The 21,340-nt window shown below is 52.5% G+C and carries 13 protein-coding genes; all 13 read left to right on the top strand.

Annotation, left to right across the window (positions count from 1 at the left end; all coding sequences use genetic code 11):
- Positions 1-28 precede the first annotated feature (28 nt).
- On the top strand, positions 29-460 hold the full coding sequence (locus Enr10x_RS25800; protein WP_145451843.1) for a molybdenum cofactor biosynthesis protein MoaE: 432 nt from the start codon (positions 29-31) through the stop codon (positions 458-460).
- A gap of 100 nt (positions 461-560) precedes the next feature.
- Positions 561-1,562, top strand: a complete 1,002-nt coding sequence (gene moaA, locus Enr10x_RS25795; protein WP_145451841.1) for a GTP 3',8-cyclase MoaA — start codon at positions 561-563, stop codon at positions 1,560-1,562.
- Positions 1,563-1,595: 33 nt separating this feature from the next.
- Complete coding sequence (locus Enr10x_RS25790; protein WP_145451839.1) at positions 1,596-2,768, top strand: aminotransferase class V-fold PLP-dependent enzyme; 1,173 nt, start codon at positions 1,596-1,598, stop codon at positions 2,766-2,768.
- A gap of 393 nt (positions 2,769-3,161) precedes the next feature.
- A complete protein-coding gene (locus Enr10x_RS25785; protein WP_145451837.1) occupies positions 3,162-4,862 on the top strand; it encodes a GspE/PulE family protein in 1,701 nt (566 codons plus the stop codon).
- A 406-nt stretch (positions 4,863-5,268) separates the two neighbouring features.
- Positions 5,269-6,390 (top strand): type IV pilus twitching motility protein PilT, encoded by a 1,122-nt coding sequence (locus Enr10x_RS25780; RefSeq protein WP_145451835.1) that lies wholly within the window; start codon positions 5,269-5,271, stop codon positions 6,388-6,390.
- 82 nt (positions 6,391-6,472) lie between these two features.
- A complete protein-coding gene (locus tag Enr10x_RS25775; protein ID WP_145114371.1) occupies positions 6,473-8,179 on the top strand; it encodes a GspE/PulE family protein in 1,707 nt (568 codons plus the stop codon).
- A gap of 64 nt (positions 8,180-8,243) precedes the next feature.
- A complete protein-coding gene (locus Enr10x_RS25770) occupies positions 8,244-9,503 on the top strand; it encodes a type II secretion system F family protein (protein WP_145451833.1) in 1,260 nt (419 codons plus the stop codon).
- Positions 9,504-9,741: 238 nt separating this feature from the next.
- Positions 9,742-10,695 carry a prepilin-type N-terminal cleavage/methylation domain-containing protein gene (locus tag Enr10x_RS25765; RefSeq protein ID WP_145451831.1) on the top strand — a complete coding sequence of 318 codons (954 nt, stop codon included), beginning with the start codon at positions 9,742-9,744 and terminating at the stop codon, positions 10,693-10,695.
- Between the two features lie 35 nt (positions 10,696-10,730).
- Positions 10,731-11,780 (top strand): type II secretion system protein, encoded by a 1,050-nt coding sequence (locus Enr10x_RS30090; protein ID WP_197997368.1) that lies wholly within the window; start codon positions 10,731-10,733, stop codon positions 11,778-11,780.
- A 5-nt stretch (positions 11,781-11,785) separates the two neighbouring features.
- Positions 11,786-13,126, top strand: a complete 1,341-nt coding sequence (locus tag Enr10x_RS25755) for a pilus assembly FimT family protein (RefSeq protein ID WP_145451829.1) — start codon at positions 11,786-11,788, stop codon at positions 13,124-13,126.
- On the top strand, positions 13,123-14,436 hold the full coding sequence (locus Enr10x_RS25750) for a type IV pilus modification PilV family protein (protein WP_145451828.1): 1,314 nt from the start codon (positions 13,123-13,125) through the stop codon (positions 14,434-14,436). Before Enr10x_RS25755 ends, Enr10x_RS25750 begins: the two co-directional genes overlap by 4 nt.
- Positions 14,437-14,487: 51 nt before the next feature.
- Entirely contained in the window at positions 14,488-16,086 is a 1,599-nt protein-coding gene (locus Enr10x_RS25745) for a PulJ/GspJ family protein (protein WP_145114361.1), read from the top strand.
- A 77-nt stretch (positions 16,087-16,163) separates the two neighbouring features.
- Positions 16,164-21,335: a hypothetical protein gene (locus tag Enr10x_RS25740; RefSeq protein ID WP_145451827.1), complete on the top strand. Its 5,172-nt coding sequence runs from the start codon at positions 16,164-16,166 to the stop codon at positions 21,333-21,335.
- Positions 21,336-21,340 lie beyond the last annotated feature (5 nt).

The raw sequence follows: 21,340 nt of genomic DNA, 5'->3' as shown, positions 1-21,340 counted from the left end.
CTGAAGAACTTTTACTACTGGGAGCATCATGCCCGACTCGATCGCGATTGTTGAGGAATCGATTGATTACGCCGCTCTGACCGAGCAGGTCCGTTCAAATGCCTGCGGGGCCGTAGTGCTGTTTATGGGAACGGTTCGGGAAATGACCCATGGTAAACAGACGGTTGCCCTCGACTACGAAGCTTATCCCGAAATGGCGTACAAAACGATGCAGCAGTTGATCGATGAAGCCCGCGCCCAGTGGGAAGTCCATTCGATAGGCATTGAACATCGCGTGGGGCATCTGACACTCGGGGAAATCAGCGTGGCGATCGCCGTCAGTTCGGCTCATCGGAGTGAAGCGTTCGAAGCCGGGCGATTCCTGATCGATCGTCTGAAAGAGATTGTTCCCATCTGGAAAAAAGAAAACTGGTCAGATGGGACCACTGAATGGGAGCATCCCGGAATCAGCGCAGAATAATCCCTGTGGGACAACAGAGAGTGACTATAATAGAGATACAGGACGTTAAGTCAAAACAGCAAAGTCAGCGTTCAGCCGACGTCAAACGCGAGAGGCAGTGATGGAATTGCAGAATCAGCTCATCGATTCGTTCGGGCGGGCTCATAACAACTTGAGAATCAGCGTGACCGATCGCTGTAATATCCGCTGCTTTTATTGCATGCCTTCGGAAGATGTGCAGTTTGTCCACCGCAGCAAGATTCTTTCTTTTGAGGAGATCGTACGCTTTGTCAAGCTGGTGGTTCCGCTGGGCGTCAACAAGATCCGCCTCACCGGGGGGGAGCCGCTGGTTCGCAAAAACATTCCTGAACTGGTCAAAATGATTGCCGACATTCCCGGGATCCAGGATATCGGGATTACCACCAATGGCATCCTGTTGCCGCAATACGCACAGCCGCTCTATGATGCGGGGCTCAGGCGGATCAATATCAGTCTGGACGCGTTGAACGCGGAAAAATTCCAGGAGATCACCCGGCGGGATGAGTATGAGAAAGTCAGAGAAGGGATTCGCGCCGCACATGCTGCCGGCTTTGATCCGGTCAAAATTAATGCGGTCTCCATCCGGAACCTGACTGAAAACGAAATTGTTCCCTTCGGTCAGCTGGCCCGCGAGAGCGGGGCGGAAATCCGTTTCATCGAATTCATGCCCCTGGACGCAGATAATAAATGGGAGCGGGAGAAAGTTCTGTTCGCTCAGGAGATTCGCGATATCCTCACGCAGGGGATTATGCCCCTGGTTCCCGTCGAACAGGCCGACAAAAACGCACCGGCGTCGGACTTCGTGTTCGAAGATGGCGTCGGACGGATTGGTTTTATCGCCTCCATCAGCAATCCGTTCTGCATGAGCTGCAACCGGTTCCGTTTGACCGCGGACGGGAAACTGAGGAACTGTCTTTTCAGTCTGGACGAAACCGACATCCGTAAACTGTTCCGGACCGAGGCACCCGATGCCGAGATCATCGCGGCAGTCAAGAACAGTATCGCCTCCAAAAAAGAGGGGCACGAAATCAATACCGCTCGGTTTATTCAGCCGGATCGTCCCATGTATTCCATCGGAGGCTGAGACTGCGGCACTCTACCGCCAGGTGAATGAATCATGAACGAGCAGCTGATCTACCTGGATAACGCGGCCACAAGCTATCCCAAGCCGGATAGCGTTTATGCCGCCATGGATCAATACAGTCGAGACTGTGGCGCACCTGTCGGCCGTGGTGCCTATCGAAAATCGGTTGAATTACAGTCCGAAATCGATCTGTGTCGCAAGCTGGCTGCGGAAGTTCTGGGGGCGGCCCGGCCGGAAGAAGTCAGCTTTACCTTTAATGGCACCGACAGCCTGAATACGATTATTCATGGCGTGCTCAAGCCCGGCGATCATGTCATCACGTCAGACGTCGAACACAATTCCGTGCTGCGACCGCTGCAGACGCTCAAACAGCGCTGGGGACTGGAAGTGACCCACGTTCCTGCGAATGAACAGTCCGTAGTGGATCCGAGCGCCTTCAAAGAGGCACTGCGCGAGAATACGCGGTTGATCGTTCTCAATCATGCCTCCAATGTGACCGGCAGTATTCAACCCATTAATGAAGTGGGGGAGATCGCGCGAAAGGCCGGTGTCCTGTTTCTTGTGGACGCTGCCCAGTCTGTAGGACATATTCCCCTGAATGTTTCTGATCAGCCGATCGATTTTCTGGCGTGTCCCGGGCATAAGGGGCTGCTGGGGCCCCTGGGAACGGGGCTGGTTTACATCCGTGCGGATCTCGCGGATCAGGTCGAGAGCCTGAGACAGGGGGGGACCGGGACCAGCAGCGAAGAAGAGACACAGCCCCTGACGCAGCCCGACAAGTATGAGGCCGGTAACCACAACACACCGGGGCTGGTTGGCTTAAAAGCCGCGCTGGAATACCTGAAACAGCGGGGCATCGACGATCTGAGGCAGCATGAACAGCAATTGACGGGCCTGCTGCTGGAAGGGTTTCGAGCACTCCCCGGTTTTGAGCTGCCAGGGCCTCTGCAGCCCGAAGAGCGTGTGGGCGTCGTCAGCCTGGTCAATCAGAGTGTGGAACCCCAGGTGCTGGCATCGATTCTGGATGAGAACTTCGGGATTCAGATCCGGGCCGGCCTGCATTGCGCTCCCCGGATTCATCGCTCCATTCATTCTCAGGAGTGGGGAGGCACGATCCGTTTCAGTCCCGGGCCTTTTACAACAGTGTCGCAGATTGAGACATCGCTCTCTGCAATGCAGGAGCTGGCGGTTTCTTTTTCAGTCTGATCCCCGTTATAGACGATGAGTGAAGGGAGGGGAGTGGATTCCGGCGTAAAACCAGTCTGGGAAAACTCTTCCAAGTATTTTTGTATAGCAATTTACATGCTTGACACTCTTCCTGCTTCACCTCAAAATTAAAAATAGGCAATTCCTGCTCGACATATCTGCGAGACCTATTCCTCAACGAAATATGGATAACCGAGATCAGTCAACTCAGTTGAGCTGGGTTTGATAGATGCTGTAGTAGTAACGGGAACCTGCTACGGCTGAGCGAATCGCCCTGAGTTCATAGAAAATTCACATACCAGATGGAACCAGAGTCTTGATTCCCTGCATGCGTTATGGGACAAACTGAAAGCCTCGCTGGTGAGGTCTGAATCTATTCCGTGGAGAAATTGAATGGCCGATGATTGGATGCAACAGTTAGTCGATGATGGGTATCTTGGTCCTGCGCAACTGGACGAAGCCTCAAGTCTGGCCAGTTCCATGGGAATTTCGCCCGGTGAAGCATTAGTGAAGCTGGGGTACGTCGGGGCCGAGGTGATCGCCCAGGCGCAGGCCTCAATGTATGGCTATGAATTTGTGGAACTGGAGGGGATGGAAATCCCCCAGTCCGTGATTGAACTCGTTCCCGAGTCCATGGCCCGGGAAAATACGGTCATTCCCGTGGGGATGAAGGGCGACTCTCTGCAGATTGCCCTGCACGATCCCATGAAGTACGAAGTTCTGGACAAGCTGCGGTTCATTATTAACCGTGATATCGACGTCGTTATGGCGCCGATTGAGGCCATCCAGTCCGCGATCAACCGGCACTACGGTCAGAGTGAAACCGAGTCGGTCGATACCATGCTGAAGGAATTCACAGAAACCCAGATCGACATTACGGCGACCGAACTGGCGACTTCGACCAGCGTTGAAGAAGAGGATGAGAGTGCCCCCGTCATTCGACTGGCGAACCTGATCATCAGTGAGGCTGTGAATATGAGGGCCAGTGATATCCACGTGGAACCCTTCGAAGACCGAATCCGGATTCGCTATCGGATTGACGGTTCGCTGATTGAGCGGGACAGTCCGCCCCGACGTCTGCTCTCGGCACTGGTCTCCCGTTTCAAAATTATGGCCAAAATGGATATTGCTGAAAAACGGCGCCCCCAGGACGGTCGAATTAAGACGACGATCAGTGGTAAAGACTTCGACCTTCGCGTCAGTATTCTGCCAACCAACCATGGCCAGGCGGTGGTCATGCGTATCCTCGACCGGGACAACATTAAAGTGGGGATCCGGAACCTCGGTTTCTCGGAAGAGAACTACCGACGCTTCCAGACCATCATCCGGCGTCCGAACGGGATCTTCCTGGTGACTGGCCCCACAGGGAGTGGTAAAACGACAACTTTGTACAGTGCCCTGGGGGAACTGAATCGTCCCGACAAGAAGATCATCACGGCAGAGGATCCGGTCGAATACTACCTGCCCGGGATCAACCAGGTGGAAGTGAAGCACAATATCGGACTGGATTTCTCACGAATTATTCGTGCCATGTTGCGACAGGCACCGAATGTGATTCTGGTGGGTGAAATTCGTGATAAAGAAACTGCTGAGATGGCAATTCAAGCATCTTTAACAGGACACTTGGTATTCAGTACCCTTCATACGAACGATGCGCCCGGATCTGTGACACGTTTGATTGATATGGGTGTAGAACCGTTCCTCGTGGCATCCAGTGTAATGGCGGTCATGGCACAGCGTCTTGTGAAAGTGGTGTGTGGTAAATGTGTCGAGCAATATTCACCCGATCCAGGGGAGCTGGAGTACCTCGGAATCACCCCCAGTCAGCTGGAAGGGGCGATCTTCAATCGGGGTAAAGGGTGTAAGACTTGTTCACATACCGGATATAAAGGTCGGAAAGCGGTCTTCGAGCTGATGATGATGAATACCGCTATACGTGAAATGACTTTTCGCAGTGAGGCTTCTCAAAATATCCGGAGACAGGCACGTTTGTTCGGTATGAAATCACTGGCGGAAGACGCCACTGACAAGGCGCTGCAAGGGATTACTACCTTGGCGGAAGCAATGAAGCTGGCCAAGGGGCTGGAGAGCTGATTCCGGTGTGTTGTTTGCCGCCTGGTGTTGTGATTTCAGGAGTAGACACGACGTCGCTCCTGATGCGAGGGACTGACTTTTCATGTGAAGATATTGATCTAAATTCCCTGATTTTGTTGAGTTTTGCCAGGACTTACCGGATAATTACCTCAGATTCGCACCCAGGTGCAGTCCGAAATTCATAAAACCATTTCTAAATTGTCTTATCTAATTTTCGTTAACTTGTTCTCAAATATCTTGTTTCGTCAGGTGGTTCACGGAAAGCCGGAAGTTCATGATCGTTCTGAGAAAGGGATTACCTCAAATCGAAGAATGATCGGTGATTTCAGGTGTTGATCGTCTTGGCTGAAGATCTTCGTCGAACACGCTCCATATCCAAACTTAGTGTTTTCAGAAAGTACTTTGGATGGCAACAGTTCAGATTGATAAATTACTGGAGACCGTCGTTAAAGAGAAGGTGAGTGACCTGCACATCACTACCGGACAGCCTCCCGTTGTACGTGTGGGCGGTCGCATGGTCCGTCTGGAAACCAAAAGTCTGGAGCCCGACGATACCGTGGCTTTGATGAAAAGTATCACCCCCGAGCGAAACCAGCAGGAGCTGCAGGAGGTCGGAGGAACGGACTTCGGATTCGCCTTTGGTGAACATGCACGATTTCGTGTTTCCGTCTTCAAGCAGCGTGGCCATATTGGTATGGTGCTGCGTCGAATTCCAAACGAGTTCCTGACTTTCGAGCAGCTGGGTCTGCCGACAGTGATTGGCGATCTGCTCAAACGCCCCCGTGGTCTGTTTCTGGTGACCGGTCCGACGGGGTCCGGGAAGACGACCAGTCTGGCGAGTATGATCAACCATATGAATGATACGATGGACCATCACATCATCACGATGGAAGACCCCATCGAGTATTATCATCAGCATAAAAAATCGACCATCAACCAGCGTGAAATCGGTGTGGACGTTCCTACCTTCCCGGAAGCGCTGCGACGTGCTCTGCGACAGGATCCGGACGTGATCCTGGTGGGGGAAATGCGTGACCTGGAGACGATTTCTGCTGCGATTACTGCGGCAGAAACGGGGCACGTGGTGTTTGGAACGCTGCATACGACAGGGGCCCAGGGAACGGTTGACCGTATCATTGACGTGTTTCCCACCAGTCAGCAGGACCAGATCCGCACCCAGCTTTCTTCGTCAATCATCGGCATTTTGAGTCAGGCGTTGATGCCCAAAAAGCCCAAGGGGCTGGTGGCCGCCTATGAAATGCTGGTGGTCACTCCCGCGATCGCGAACCTGATTCGTGAAGCCAAAACCTATCGTATCAACTCCAGTATCCAGACCGGGCGAAAGTTCGGAATGCAGCTGCTGGACGATGCCTTGTTCAATCTCTGGCGTGACGGGTTATGCGAAGAAGAGGACGTCGTCATCCGTTCGAATAACCCGGGTGAGCTGAAAGCCAAGATTGCGATGGCCAAGAAAGGGCTGCTGGAAGACGATGATGACGAGGATGATGATGACGACTTTGAGGATTGAGATCAACGCGGAAGACCGGCACAGAAAAATCACGGTATTCTGTTTGGAATAAAACTTGGTGTTAATTCAGAGGTAGACACACATGGCAGCACGACGCCTTGGTCAAATTATGGTCGATTTGGGATATATCTCAGAAGACCAGTTGTGGGATATTCTGGAAGAGCAGAAGCAGAGTCCGGGGGAAGTCATCGGCCAGGTGGCGATCCGGATGGGGCTGGTCACCGACGAGCAGGTGACCCAGGCGCTCGCCGAACAGTGGGGGATGCCCGTTGTCGAACTGAGTGAAACCAATATTCCTCCCAAGGTGCTGGAACTGGTGCCGGAAACCATGGCCTCGATTTATAAAATCATGCCGGTTTCTCTGAAAGATAACGTGTTAACCGTCGCCATGGCGGATCCGCAGAATGTGGCCGCACTCGACGATCTGCGCAACTTTCTGGGATATGATGTCCGCGGTGCGGTCTCCAATCTGAAAGAAGTGGAAGAGGCGATTGAACGCCATTATTCCGAGCATCAGGACAGCATCGAAGATGTCATCGGTGCCATCGAAGATGAGCTGGGGGAGGAGACCGGTAAAAACGTCTACAACATCACCGATACTGATGAGCTTGTCGATGCCGCCCCGATTCGCAAGCTGCTCAATATGGTCATGCTGCTGGCCATCAAGGATCAGGCGAGTGACATTCATATGGAGCCTTTCGAAGACGAGTTCAAAATCCGCGTGCGTGCGGATGGCGTTCTGTATGAAATGGTGCCTCCGCCCCGCCACCTGGCGAACGCCATCGTATCACGTATTAAAATTATGGCCGATCTGGACATTGCCGAACGCCGCCTGCCTCAGGACGGTCGTATCGAATTGAACGTGGGGGGGAACCCGGTTGACCTGCGTGTCAGTGTATTGCCGACCCTCTTTGGCGAAGCAGTCGTTATGCGAGTGCTGGACCGGACGGTGGTGCAGCTCGACCTGAATAAAATCGGCATGGATCCCAATACACTCTCCCGTTTCCGCGAGATGATCCATCGTCCCAACGGGATTGTGCTGGTGACCGGCCCGACGGGGAGTGGCAAAACCACCACGCTCTATTCGGCCCTGAACGAACTCAACGTCATTGAAGAAAAAATCATCACCACGGAAGACCCGATCGAATACGACATCGACGGTCTGATTCAGGTTCCTGTGAATCCCGATATCGATGTGACCTTCGCCTCGGTGCTGCGGGCGATTCTGCGACACGATCCCGATCAGATTCTGATTGGTGAGATTCGTGACTACGAAACCGCGGAAATCGCCGTGCAGAGTGCGTTGACCGGACACCTTGTGTTCAGCACGCTGCATACCAACGACGCACCGTCGGCGATTACCCGTTTGCGTGATATGGGGGTCCCGACCTTCCTGATTACCGCAACGGTCGAAGCGATTCAGGCACAACGTCTCGTAAGAACGATCTGTAAGGAATGCCGTACCGAGTTTGAACCCAGCGATGAGCTGCTCATGGAACTTCAGCTGCCCATTGAACAGGCGCGGCAGTACAGCTTCTACTACGGGAAAGGTTGCGCCACCTGTAACAACTCGGGTTACAAGGGCCGTACCGGTCTGTATGAGCTCATGGATGTCACCGATGAAATTCGCGACCTGATTACCGAGGACGCCTCGGTAGACGACATTCGCAATATGGCACGCAGCCAGGGAATGACCACGTTGCGTGAAGCCGGGCTGAAACTGATTTTTGACGGGGTCACCACGATCGACGAAGTCGTGCGTGAAACCGTCATGGAAGACATTGATTAACTTCATGCCAGAAGGCAAACACAGAACACTCACATTTTTAGACGACTAATGACGGAGTAACGCCATGCCGGTTTATCAGTATGAGGCCATGGATAACACAGGGCTCGAGGTGAAAGACACCATCGAAGCGCCTTCCGAAGCCGATGCCCAGACCATGATCAAAGAGAAGGGCTTTTTCGTTACCAAAATTGCTGAAAAAGGCCGCGGCAAAAAACAGAAGAAAGGCGCAGGTGGAAAAGGTGGCGCTGCCAAGAAGGCCAGTCCCAAGAAGGGCGGCTTTTCGATTGGCGGTGTGCGGCCCAAGCAGCTCTGTACCTTTACCCGTCAGCTGTCCACGCTGCAGGACGCGGGTCTGCCGATTCTCAGAAGTCTGCGGATTCTGGAGTCTCAGGCCAAGCCGGGGCCGCTTAAGGCGTCGCTGGATGGTGTGATCGAAGACATTGAGTCGGGAAATACACTCTCTGAAGCGATGGCGAAACAGCCCAAGTGTTTCGATAACCTGTACGTCAACATGGTGAAAGCCGGGGAGGCCGGCGGTGCCCTCGAAATCATTCTGCAGCGTCTGGCTGAGTTCAAGGAACGGGCCCAGAGTCTGAAGAAGAAAGTCCAGGGGGCCATGATCTATCCGGTTGCCGTGATCACGGTGGCGGGTTTGATCGTGGGTTTCATCATGTACTGGATTATTCCGAAGTTTAAAAAGATCTTCCTCGACTTCGGTACCGAACTGCCCGGCATCACGATCATGCTGATGAATATCAGTGATATCGTGGTGAACTACTTTTACCTTTTCCCGGCGATACCGATTGCGCTCTGGGTCTTCCTCAAGATTGTGAGGAAGAACAAGAAAGGAGCGTTCATTGTCGACTGGATTGCGCTGCGCATACCCTTATTAGGGAAAATTATCAGTAAGTCGGTGACTGCGCGAACCTGTCGAACGTTAGGAACTTTGATCTCGTCCGGGGTGCCGATCCTGGAAGCGATTATCATTGCCCGTGACACGGCAGGAAATATGGTCTTCCAGAAAGCCTTCGACACCATTTATGCCGCGATCCGCGAAGGGGAAACCATGGCGGTGCCGCTCAAGGAGGCCCGGATTGTGGATGACATCGTGGTCAACATGGTGGACGTGGGTGAAGAGACCGGTGCGCTCGACGACATGCTCTACAAGGTGGCTGACGTCTACGACGAAGAAGTCGCCGTGCTTGTGGACGCACTGGTGAGTCTGCTCGAACCTTTGATGGTGATCGTGCTGGGGCTCATTGTCGGTTTCATCGTGATCGCCCTCTTCATGCCTTTGATCAAACTACTCAACGATTTGTCCTAGTTCTGACGTAGTATTTTGAGCGAGGTGTTGCAGAATAATACAGTTTTCGCCTCGAATTGAATGTGGTGAAATGTATTTAAGTCTAATTATTAAAATGTCTTACAGACATTGTCAAAAGTCGGGCATAAAATTTGCCCTATATATAATGTAGAAAATTCCCGGTGGAACTCGCCGGAAATGAGCTCCCGGGAGTTTTCTGAAGTCAAACAGTTGTCATGAAAAGAGTTAGGAGTTTTCAATGAAAAATCGGTCGCCCAATGCCCCTTCGGCGTCGCAGCACAACAGGCGTGCGTTCACTCTGATCGAGCTCATGATTGTGATCGTGATCATCCTGATTCTGATCGGCCTGCTCATCCCCGCTGTCGGAGCAGTGCGTTTACGGGCACAGCAGGCAAATGTGCGAGCGGAAATCACCAACTTTGAAGCCGCGATTACTGCTTTCAGGCAGCAATTTGGTATGGATCCTCCCAGTGGGATTGTGCTTCATGAGGCAGCCAATGCGTCCTGGGATCAGCGCAGTAAAGGTTTGGTTCGAAAAATGTGGTCTCAGTACAATTTCGGTCTGGCTTGTGACATCAACGGAGACGGGGATACAACTGACACGATTGCCCTGAATGCGGGGGAATGTCTGGTCTTCTTTCTGGGGGGAGTCTACGAGAAAACCTCTGACGGATATTTCCGGGTATATGGCTTCTCCAAAAATCCGGCTCGCCCATTTTTAAATCCAGGACACGACCCGGGTGATCCGGGATATGTTGCCAATGACGGATTCTCTGCGGCGAATACCGGTCGCCTGGGGCCGTTTTTTGAATTCGATGCCAGTCGGTTCGTTGATACCGATGCGGCTTCGGCACCAGCAGGTGAAAACGCTCCCGAATATCTGGATTCGTTTCCCAGTCAGCAGAGACCATATATTTACCTCAGTAGCTATGACGGGCGTGGTTACCGAACTGCGGACATTGCCGGGACCGGAATGAGCAGTGTTTATTACCAGGGTAATCCTTCCAGCGCACCGAGCAATAACAGTACTCCTTATAAGTCTAAGTCTTATCAGATCATCTCGCCCGGAGCCGATTATCAGTTTGGAACGGGAGGAAATTATGATCCGAACAAAAACTTCCCTGCAACCCCTGTCGATCGAACAATGGAAGCAGATAACATCACCAACTTTGTCAGTGGTACTTTGAAATAAATCGAGTCTCTCTCAACTCAGATGTCAGGATTTCAATGCGTCGTTTAATATCTCATCAATCTGTTCGATCAACGCGCAGCGGTTTTACGATCGTCGAGTTGATGGTAGTCATCGGCATTCTGCTGTTTCTGATTGCGACCTCCGCATTCGTGGTGCGTAACATCGGAAACAAAGCTCGCGAAAAAAAAACCATGGCGACCATCGTCAAGGTGAATGGTCTGGTACAGGACCGGATCGAGGCCATGCGAAAAGCCCTCGATTCTACGAAAAACCAGCAGCAGCTGCAGTCTCTGGTCGGTCAGAAATATACCTCACTGGTGAGCAGCTACGGGGCGAAATACCGTAGTATCCCCAAGCCGGTTGTCGAGATTATGGTCCGGAAAGACATCTTTCGGCAGAACCTGCCACAATATGTCGCAGAAAATCCGAGTGTCAACACGGCCATGAATTCACTGCCCGGTGTCACAGGCTCTCCGGCCGGGAGTCTTGGTGCTGATGCGGGGGCCAGCATCAGTTCGGAATACCTGTATTACATTCTGACCAGACACGAGACTTACGGCGTTGCCCCTGTAGGTGAAGATGCCTTTTCTGCGTCCGAAGTTGCAGATACCGATGGTGACGGACTCATGGAATTCGTTGATGGCTGGGGCCGACCATTGCGGTTCTACCGCTGGCCCACACGCCTGATTAAACCTGACGGTTCTACAATCCGTCGAGATATCGCCAGTGCGTTTTTTAACGGCTTGCCACCCGCATCCGCCTCAGGTTTTAATGAAGCTGACCCGATGAATGTCGACGCCGACGATCCGCAGGGCCGGATTCAGTATGAAAACAATCGTTCGGGAAATCTGTTGACTCCCCTGTTTAACAGTAGCGCTGATTCCCAATATGTGACAGGACAGTATGGCATCATGAATACGTTCTGGTTGCCCCTGATTGTCTCTGCCGGTGAGGATGGCATTCTGGGTTTACAGGAGCCACATGATGAAACCACTACCGGCGTGCTGGCTTCGCCAGTGATACCGGTCGTCGATGGTGTCTTCGACAATATTACGAATCACAATCAACGGGCTGGAGGAAGGTAACGCCGATGTATGCCGATCATGGGGACAATCTGATTCCACCGTATGGCATGGTAAAACGCCGCGCCGGTTTTACGCTGGTCGAGCTGCTGGTCGTGATTTCCATCCTGGCGATCCTGGCGGTGATGACCGTTTCCTCCATCAACCTGGCATTGTCCAGCGATGTCACCCGCAGTGCTTCGAGGCAGGTGCAATCCTACCTCGCGGGAGCCCGGGATCGGGCCATTTATGCCAAAGAACCACGGGGCGTTCGCTTTCTGGTGGATCCGAACAATCCGACCATGGTGACCAGTATGGTCTATATCGCACCCAGCCCCGACTGGAACCAGGGGGTGATCCGTCTGGAACGCATTGATACAGGTACTGACGGAGTTCCCGATACGATCCTGCATGTACGGGGCCAGGGGACTGACTGGAATTTCCTTTACACGCGCGGTCAACTGGTTGATGGCGCCCGTATCAAAATACCGGGTGATGCCAGTGGGTCCTGGTACACCATTGACCTCAAAAACTCTCCAGTGATCGGGGGGACGGAAATACTCCGCCTGACGACCGCCTACCGTGATGCCGGGACATCCGATTCGACGGAAGTCGTCGCGTTTGCACCGGGCAGCGGTCCCTCGACCTACCGGCTAGAACTGCCTCCCGTTGTCCTCTCCGGTGAAGAACCGACTCTGCTGCCCAATAATTCCTGCATTGACCTGGATCGTTCTTACCTGCCTACCAGTTGGCGGATTACGGGACTGTCCGGCGGTGAAGATGGTCAGCCTGGAAAAGCCGGGGTGAACGATGATGGCGCCGGGGGTAACGATGACAGTAATGAATACCTCTGGCCCGGAACTGATGACTATCGTCTCTATTCCAGCCAGCTCGATCTGATGTTCTCTCCCCGCGGTTCCATCTCAGGCAGCGAAGCGGGTGGAGGTAAGATTCATTTCGTGATTGATACAATCGAAAACGTCCGGTCCACGTGGATGTCGACTACTGCTTATGCTGAAGGTGACCGGGTACTCATGCCTGCCCGGTATATAACGCCCAGTACCCGGGATTGGGATCTGAACTTTAAACCATATGACCGCGTCTATACTTGTACGCAGGGCGGGACCAGTGGCAGTAATCCCAGTGTCTTTCTCTTTGCAAATGCGCGTGCAGACGGGCAGGAATTCGCCACTGATGGAAGTGTCACCTGGCGAGCGGAATTGAATTCGACTCCCTCACTGCTTTCCATTTTTACCCGTACCGGAAATGTCAGCGCATATCCCCTGTACTTCGATAAGCCTGTCAACGTTCCCATGAATCAGTCACCAGATGTGTTTTATTACGCGGAAACCGGGGAGACAGCCAAATGAAGAAGCTTCGTTTCAATGCCGGTCACTCGATTCGTAAATCAACCAGTGCATCCGGATACCGGGGTGTCACTTTGATGGAAGTACTCATGTCGGTCATGATCATGAGTATTGGTGTGATTTCTCTGGCCTCACTGTTCCCCATTTCGATTTTGCGGGGTGTGCAGGCCACTCAACTCACAAACGCCACCGTGCTGCGCTACAACGCCGAGGCACTGATCGATTCGTTTCCGACACAGTTTGTCTTCGATCCGGATGGTACCCTGAATACCAACGGACATATCGCCCATCAGCGTGCCAACCGCAAGTATGTGGTTGACCCCCTGGGCGCCTACTATGCCACCCAGGATGGAACGGGATATGCAGGAAAATTTGGAAACGACGGCTCCAGCAGCACGTTTCCCAATATTCCTCGCTACAATGCTGGTCTGACGACGCAGTTGATGGCTTTGAATTTCTTTACTCAACAGGACAGTTGGAAAGAGCTTTACTCCGGAGTTCCGGCTTCAATCACTTATCCCGCGCTCGATACGATTACGATTGATCCGAATGACATCAGTTCGGGAATCGTCAATCTGGTTGAAATTGCTCAGACCGTCACTCCGGCAACCGGATCCGTTGTCGGGGGGCGTATCCTGATTTACGATTCCACCGGCAAACAGATGCAGGAACGCTTTATTACCGGAGCGAATATCGATACCTCAGCGGGTACGGTCAGTTTTGTTTCCAGTCCACTGCGCGATAACGGTCTTTATCAGAACCCGTCCAAGATTCGAATTGAAACTTTGGATCCGCAGTATTCTTACCTGTTAACCGTCCGTCGGTCGATTGCCAGTGATATTGCTTCCGTTGATGTCGTAGTCTTCTTCCGTCGGGACTTTAATCCGGAATACGAAGCCATTCACCAGGTCGAGAACTTTGTTGCCCAGTGGTTGCCCGGTCCCGATGGTGCCTGGGGAATCAAAAATTACGACGACGACAAAGATGGTTCGACCGATGAACAGGCAGGCGAACAGGGCGCAGCCGGTTCCGATGATTACCGGCGTCGCGCGTTCCGGGTTCGATTTAATACCAATGTGGAAGCACCCAACCTCAAACGGGGGGGCTATGTTTTCGATGCCATCAATGCCCGCTGGTACCGCATTCAGAAAGTGGAAAATTTTCCGAAAGGCAGTCCCACAGCAGATATCACCCTGGATCAGCCGATCATCGAGTCCATCAATAGTTTCAGCAGTCCGGGCACACCGACAGCAGGGCTGATACTGATGCCGCATGTGGTTCAGGTTTACCCGTTAGGAAATAAAACACGCTAGTCTTCCATTCAATTTCGACAGGCAGTCATCCGTTATAAAGCGAAGTTATTTATGAACACGTTTCACAGCAGACATCAGGGCCATACTGATCGCGGCACCGCAAATCGCAGTGCCCGCGCCGGCTTTACGCTGGTCGAAATGTTGGTCTCAGTGGCGCTGGTCCTGCTGATGATGCTGATGTTTACCGAAATCTTCCAGCTGCTCTCCGGATCCATGACCACGCAGCGGGGGATCTCTGAAAACGATCAGCGCGAACGACTGCTGGTCACCGTCCTGCAGGCAGACCTCGAAAACCGAACGTTCCAGTACCTGCTGCCTTTCAGTAATTATCAGACATTTACGACTCCAGCCGGCGTCAATCCAGGTCCCACGGATCCCCGCAGTTATCTGTTCCATAAAGAGGACCGCAAAGGTTACTTCTATATTTCGGAAAACGACCCCAACGATGACACGGACGATTTCATCCAGTTCACAGTCTCCCGATACGCAAATCCTTCGCGAGCTGATGACACGGAAGACTTCTATTTCGGCAAAGCCGCTGATCTCAGCGGTCGTCCCTCCAGTGGTGGGTCGAAACTGGTGAATCATCCTAATCAGCCCGAAGCCGACGATGGCCGGATTACCCCCGATGGGACCTCACAGTCCTCCGCTGCGGAAATATCCTATTTTCTGCGGGGGAGTAATCTCTATCGCCGCGTCATGCTGATTCGTGAACCGCTGGCTCTTTCCAGCACGCAAAACGCCCAGCCTATCTCTGCAGATAATACCAGTACGCCTTTCTTCCTCAGGTCGACCAGTACACCCGCTCCGTTGTATGGCGAAGCATATAATACCACTGGCAGTGATAACTTCTGGCGGGATTTTGATTTTTCAGCATTTCGCGATATCGTCACCGATCCAACAACACCTTACGCCCGTTTCCATGACCTGGATGCATTAAAAAATAATGATTCAACCGGAAGCGAAGTGCTGTTTCCGCTGGGAATGCCTCAATACCGTTTTGGCTTCAACCATGCCTCCGGACTCTCCCGGGAGTTCGTTCCCAGCTCAGTCAGTCCGAATCCGAATCTGTTTATCGGGCGTTTTACGCACGAAGAGACTTCGCATCAGCACTTTAATTACCCTCAGGATGCGACTGCCGTCGGCGGTGGTGGCAATCCCATGGATCCTGCGGGGCCTTCATTGCGGGTCAATCCCAACGATCGTGTGATTGATCTGCTCCGCAACGGAACGCGCCGTTCGGAAGATCTGGTGCTTTCAAACGTCCGTTCCTTCGATATCAAAGTCTTCGATGACGGGATTCATGATTACGTCGATATCGGCAGTTCGTCTGCCGTCCGCTTTGCTCCGGGAGCCCGACAGAATTCAGACCATGGAAATAACGTCTTCAAAAATGTATTCGATACCTGGCACGTGCGAGCCGCTTCCAGCGGTGGAGATCAGGATCCCCCCTATCCGATGTTATCCGATCCCACAGTTCCTGAATTTAATAATCAGACCCCCGTTTATGATCTGGCTAACCAGTCACCGATTCCCCGGGCGTCTCCGTTAACTTCGATTCGCATCGTGATTCGCTATGAAGACATTTCGACCGGTCAGCTCAGACAGATGACCCTGATTCAGCCCCTGCGGAATAAGGGTGAAGGTTAAACGCAACAATTTAGCAGGCAACATCCCCTTTGTGCCGGACCGGGCCACGGCCATTGGTCACATTGGGAGGTTTTGAGATGAAACCCATGAAGCTTAAACTCAAAAAACAACAAGACACACGGCAGCACCCGCCCCGTCGCGGATCGACGTTGCTGGTCGTGATCGCATTGCTCGCCATGCTGTCGCTGCTGGGCGTGGTCTTCTATACCTTCGCCTCGCAGGAAGAGCGCAGCGCGCAATACTTCACGGAAGCCTCGCTTAACGAAGCCGATCCCGGACTCGATGCCGATGTCCTGTTCAACTGGGGGCTCGAACAGCTGATCAAAGGGCCGGAACAGGGGCTGTATAACAGCGCCCTCTATACGGGCCGTCATTCCCTGTTGCCGAACATGTTCGGTTCCGACCTGCATCCCTTTACGGGGCAGGGGGTCAACGTCACTTTTAATAGCTCAAATGTTCTGATTGTGGACCAGAATTATGATGGGGTTGAAGAAGCAGCAAACGCTTCCTTTAAGAATTTGAACCTGAGCCCCGGTGCTTATGCCTCCGGCTCTTATCCGAACGTGTCCAATTTTCCGGAGCCGGATGCGGGATACACGGCACCCGATATCAACAGCCTGTTCCTGGCCTATGATGGCTATACACTGACTGGCGGCAACTGGCGTCGGGTTGTGATCCCTTCTTTCTTACGCCCACAACATTTGCGCAATACTTCTACAGGCATTCATCTCGATGACTGGTACTCAAATTCTGCCACCCCATCCATGGTCTTGAGGCCTCACCCAGATCATGCCTTTGTTGATACAGGCGGAAATCCGACAGGAACGTTACGCTTTACAAATTCTTTCCCTTTCACGCCGCTGTCAAATCCGGGGGGGAATGGAGCGGTTAATGGTGAACTCGGAATTTTCACCAATTCTTTCAACAGTGGCGCTCCCGTGGTAGAACTGGATGTCGACAACGACAACGATGGCCTTGTGGAAGGGATCTGGATGGACCTCGATTTTCCACCGATCCAGAATCCCAGTGATCCCACCAAATACATTCTGCCTCTGTTCTCCTTTACCGTCTACGATCTGGACGGACTGGTCAATCTGAATACCGCCGGTAACATGCGGCGGCCCGGCGATATCAATCTGAACTATAACTCGAGCAACAACTTTTTCGGCGAACATGGCGCCACCAATAAATATACCGACAAATACCTGTTGCTTTCCCGTTCCAATATGGGGCTGTCTTCCCCAGGGGAAATCAATCCTCAGTGGGTATTGAACGCCCGTCCGGAAGTGGAAGGGGCAGGTGGAACAGGAGGAGATCTGAAGTCCTCAGCCTCGCCAGCCGCTGTGTTCCAGCAGCACCGTATCTTCTTTGGCGATTATCCCTATCCGTATGGCGCCATCGGTGCTCCCCGTTCGTATGCCTCCTATACCATGTCATCTGATTTCCGGACCGCCTATGAAAGTACACGGGACTGGCGCGAAATCTCCAACATGGAATACTTCTTCCTGAACTTTGGACGCCCCGAATTCAGTGCTCCCAGTCCGCTGAACTATGGAACCAAAAGTGATGTTATCGACCTCTATGCAGGTCGCTGGGGGGAACCGAACCGGCTCTACGACGCCTTGCGGGATACGACCTCTGACAGCATTTACATTGTCGATGCCAGTGGCTCGCCAGTGGTTGCTTTTCCGCGAGCCGGACAGACCCTGGTCGACGACAATGCCAACCGTTATGAAGGGGGTATCTATGCCGGTTCGCTGACCGGAAACCGGGGCAACACCCAGTCCTTCCTGCACCCGCTGGCCTATAATGGTTCTGGCCGTAACAACAAGACCGGTGCCAATTATCGACTGGCCAACATCGGCTACAACGGCTGGAAAGGCTATGAAGATTTCGAAATCGCCGGCGCCATCCGTTACAACGGCGGTAATACATTCTTCAAAAATTCCGTCGCCGATACTTCGGCGAACTTTGGTGTCCTGATGGATGACGCGGACGAAATCACCGTCGACCTGGAGAAAGTACAACGCCCCTACGATGAACCATTTACTCCTGATGATCTGGCGTTTCTGCACATGAATCAGACCGATCAGGATGATACCGGTGTGACATCCCGTCTGGAAGATCTGCTCCCCTTCAACTTCGGTCGGGCCGCCACGGTCAACAAACGTGGCGATCAGATTCGTAAAAAATTTACCACGATGAGTTGGGATCGTAAGCAGTTTGCTCTTAGCGAAGCGATCATTACGAGAATTATGAATAATGGTAGCTCATTGAATTTAGATACCTCTAGCCGTTATGCATCCTGGCTTTTCAGCGCGGATACCAATCAAGATGGTAAGCTGGAGTTTCCACCTGATTTTGCTAATGAACGAGATCTTGATCAGAACGGAAATTTGAATTACTCAAATTTTTACAGCACGCTCATTGGTACTAATATCGAAGATTTGAATGGTGATGGAACTCGTCAAACAACTTCTATTGCCGGTACCGCTCTTGACCCATTTCGATCTGCAGTTCGAAATTTGTTGACCGTTGAGAAAGGGAATACCAGTACAGCTCGATTACAGATGAGATTAAATCTGAATGAGCTGGTTGTGTTTGATTCGACCGGAACAGGACGTGTGGTCACAACCCGTCCGCTGACACCACATCCCGGAGAAGATGTGAACGGCAATGGTACCCTGGACGTGGCCGCGGGCGAAGATCTTAACGGAAACAATGTACTCGATACTCTGCCTGCCACCACGATTAACAGTAGCTGGTACAGTTTCAACCTACCCTCTTATCCGCCGACGTCTCCCCAGCAGCAGGAGTTCTGGGCTCGTTACGACCGTCAGAGAATGGCTCGTGATATTTATGTGCTGCTGTATACGCTTGGAGGTTCAAAAGACAATCTTGATTATCGTTCGAGTAACCTGACGAACGCACTTTATACGGACGCTCAACTTAAAGAGATGGCTCAGTTTGCAGTCAACGTAGTCGATGCCCTTGACCCTGATGATGTGATTACCCGCTTTGAATACGACAAGAATTTAAATGATGGGTGGGGTCTCGGCGATAACCCTTATCAAACCTCTGACGAAACCACGCTCGCATCCGGACTGGGAATTTCCAGCCAGGCAACTCAGCGAGGAGTCGTTCATGGTGTCGAAGCACAGAAACTGACTCTCAGTGAATTTCTGGCGATCAAAGCTCCCAAGGTCGAAGATTCGTCAAACAATCCGGTCAACCACGATGCGACCCAATATGACGACAAGAAAGATCGCTACTTTTCCTTCATCGAACTACGCAACGCCGGGACCAGAACGGTGAGCTTCGCCAATGATGCCTGGCAGATTCGACTGGAACCACGGGTTGATGCGGTTGAAGACACCAACAGTGTGACCAACTCTGATTACGTTAATTTAGATTCCCTGCTTGTTGATGGTACCCTCAATGATACACACAAACGTCGAGTTACCCTTCGCAGTGGTGCTGTCGGAGGAGGGGGGATTTATACCGTACGCTCCGCAGGGGATAATGAAAATACTGATCCGATGACAGGGATGCCACGCCCCAGTTACTTCCGTGTCGATCCCAACTTCTCCGGGGGTTCGCCTACCTACTCGACAATCGCACCACAGGATATTACTGCTCCTGCCACAGATTTGATTACCGATGATGACACCGCCGACTTCAGGATGACCACAGAAGCCGATATCGTCACGCCCATCGCCAACCGCGGAGACTTCCTGAACGGATCCAATACGGATGCAGGCAGTACGAACCCTTCTGATTTGAAATTCGTTGTCCGACTGATGCGGCGGGCACATCTGGGGCGTGCTGCTCCTGCTCCCAATACTGCGGATGACGATGATAATCCCTGGGTTGAAGTCGACAGTATGGTCGTTTTAGGGATGAAACAATTTAGTCTGCAGCAGTCTGATATGAGCACCCAGATTCAAAACCAATTGAATCCATTACAGAGTTTTGAACGGGAGCAGCCCTTCTATTCCCGCGGGGCCGGTGAAGTAAATCACGCTGCCGGTACCTCCGGTTCAAGTTACCGTGCGAATACCGTCGGTACGACGAATTCCAATACAGGGACAGGCAGTGTTGGTGTTGACGGTGCTCCCGGGATTGTGTCGTTCGACGATGACAACAGTGGATCTCCCGATGATTCAACAGAACGCGGCTGGGCCTTCTCTGATGACCGGCCCCGCTTCGATATCTGGCAGCCTCACTTCGACCGTGATTTTGCCTCAGTGGTGGAACTGTTCTCGATCCCGGTTGTTGGACCGAATCGCGTGACGCGCGATCTGGCCACCGAAAGTGGCTGGCAGACACGTACTGATACAACGACCAGTGTTGCACGGGGAAATGATGTTCGCTTTGCCGGCATTCAAAAATTCCTGGATCCCAGTGGTCCTGATGATACCGATTCCAGTACCCCAGCACCGAATTGTGATGATAACCGCTGGTATCGTCTACTGGAATTTGTTGAAGTACCCACAAGGGCACACCTGCAACTGGGCAATCCATTGAACGATCCCCGTGTGCCCGGTCGAATCAATCTGAATACCGTTCGGCATCCTTCGGTGCTGGCAGCCTTACTGGATGACAGTGACGCATTCACGCTCGATCTGGCCACGAACTACCGTAATCCACCTTTGACTGCGCCTCATTTGGGGGGGGGGAACTGGTGGACACAGTTTCTGCAATCTCGTGATGCTGCTGATCCAGTAATTACAAATAACCCACGTATTCCAGGTACGCCTGGGTCACGGCCATTCCGTAGTCTGCATCAAAATCAAAGCACTAGCTTGAATGGTCTGAGAGAGAATTCCATCTTTCGCAGCCTGCCTGCAGACTCGGGTAGTAACAATCCAAGGTTACTCTTCGAAGTCGCGACCGGCGCAGAGCACATAGGTACTGCTGGTGCAGCCAACAAAGTCGATTTCTACACGCGTAATCGTCTGTTGTCCAAAATTACGGCCAACACGACGACGCGGAGTAACACATTTATCGTCTTCATATCGGTCGCTTACTTTGAAGCGACCGGAGCTGGCACCACAACGTATGGCAGCCCGGTGCAGATCGGTGCGCGACTGTCGCCGATTGATCCAGCACGCACCGCCAACCAGGCCGATTATCGTGGCTTCTTTGTGATCGACCGGACCCGGGCTGAGCAGGCCTTTGAACCCAGTACGGGTAAGTTTGATCACTGGAAAAATCTGATTCGATTTCGACATACCATTCAACAATAAAAAGC

Source organism: Gimesia panareensis (assembly GCF_007748155.1).
Classification (GTDB): Bacteria; Planctomycetota; Planctomycetia; order Planctomycetales; family Planctomycetaceae; genus Gimesia; species Gimesia panareensis.
The sequence above is the reverse complement of the archived record's forward strand: the minus strand, read 5'-3'. Positions and strand labels throughout refer to the sequence as shown.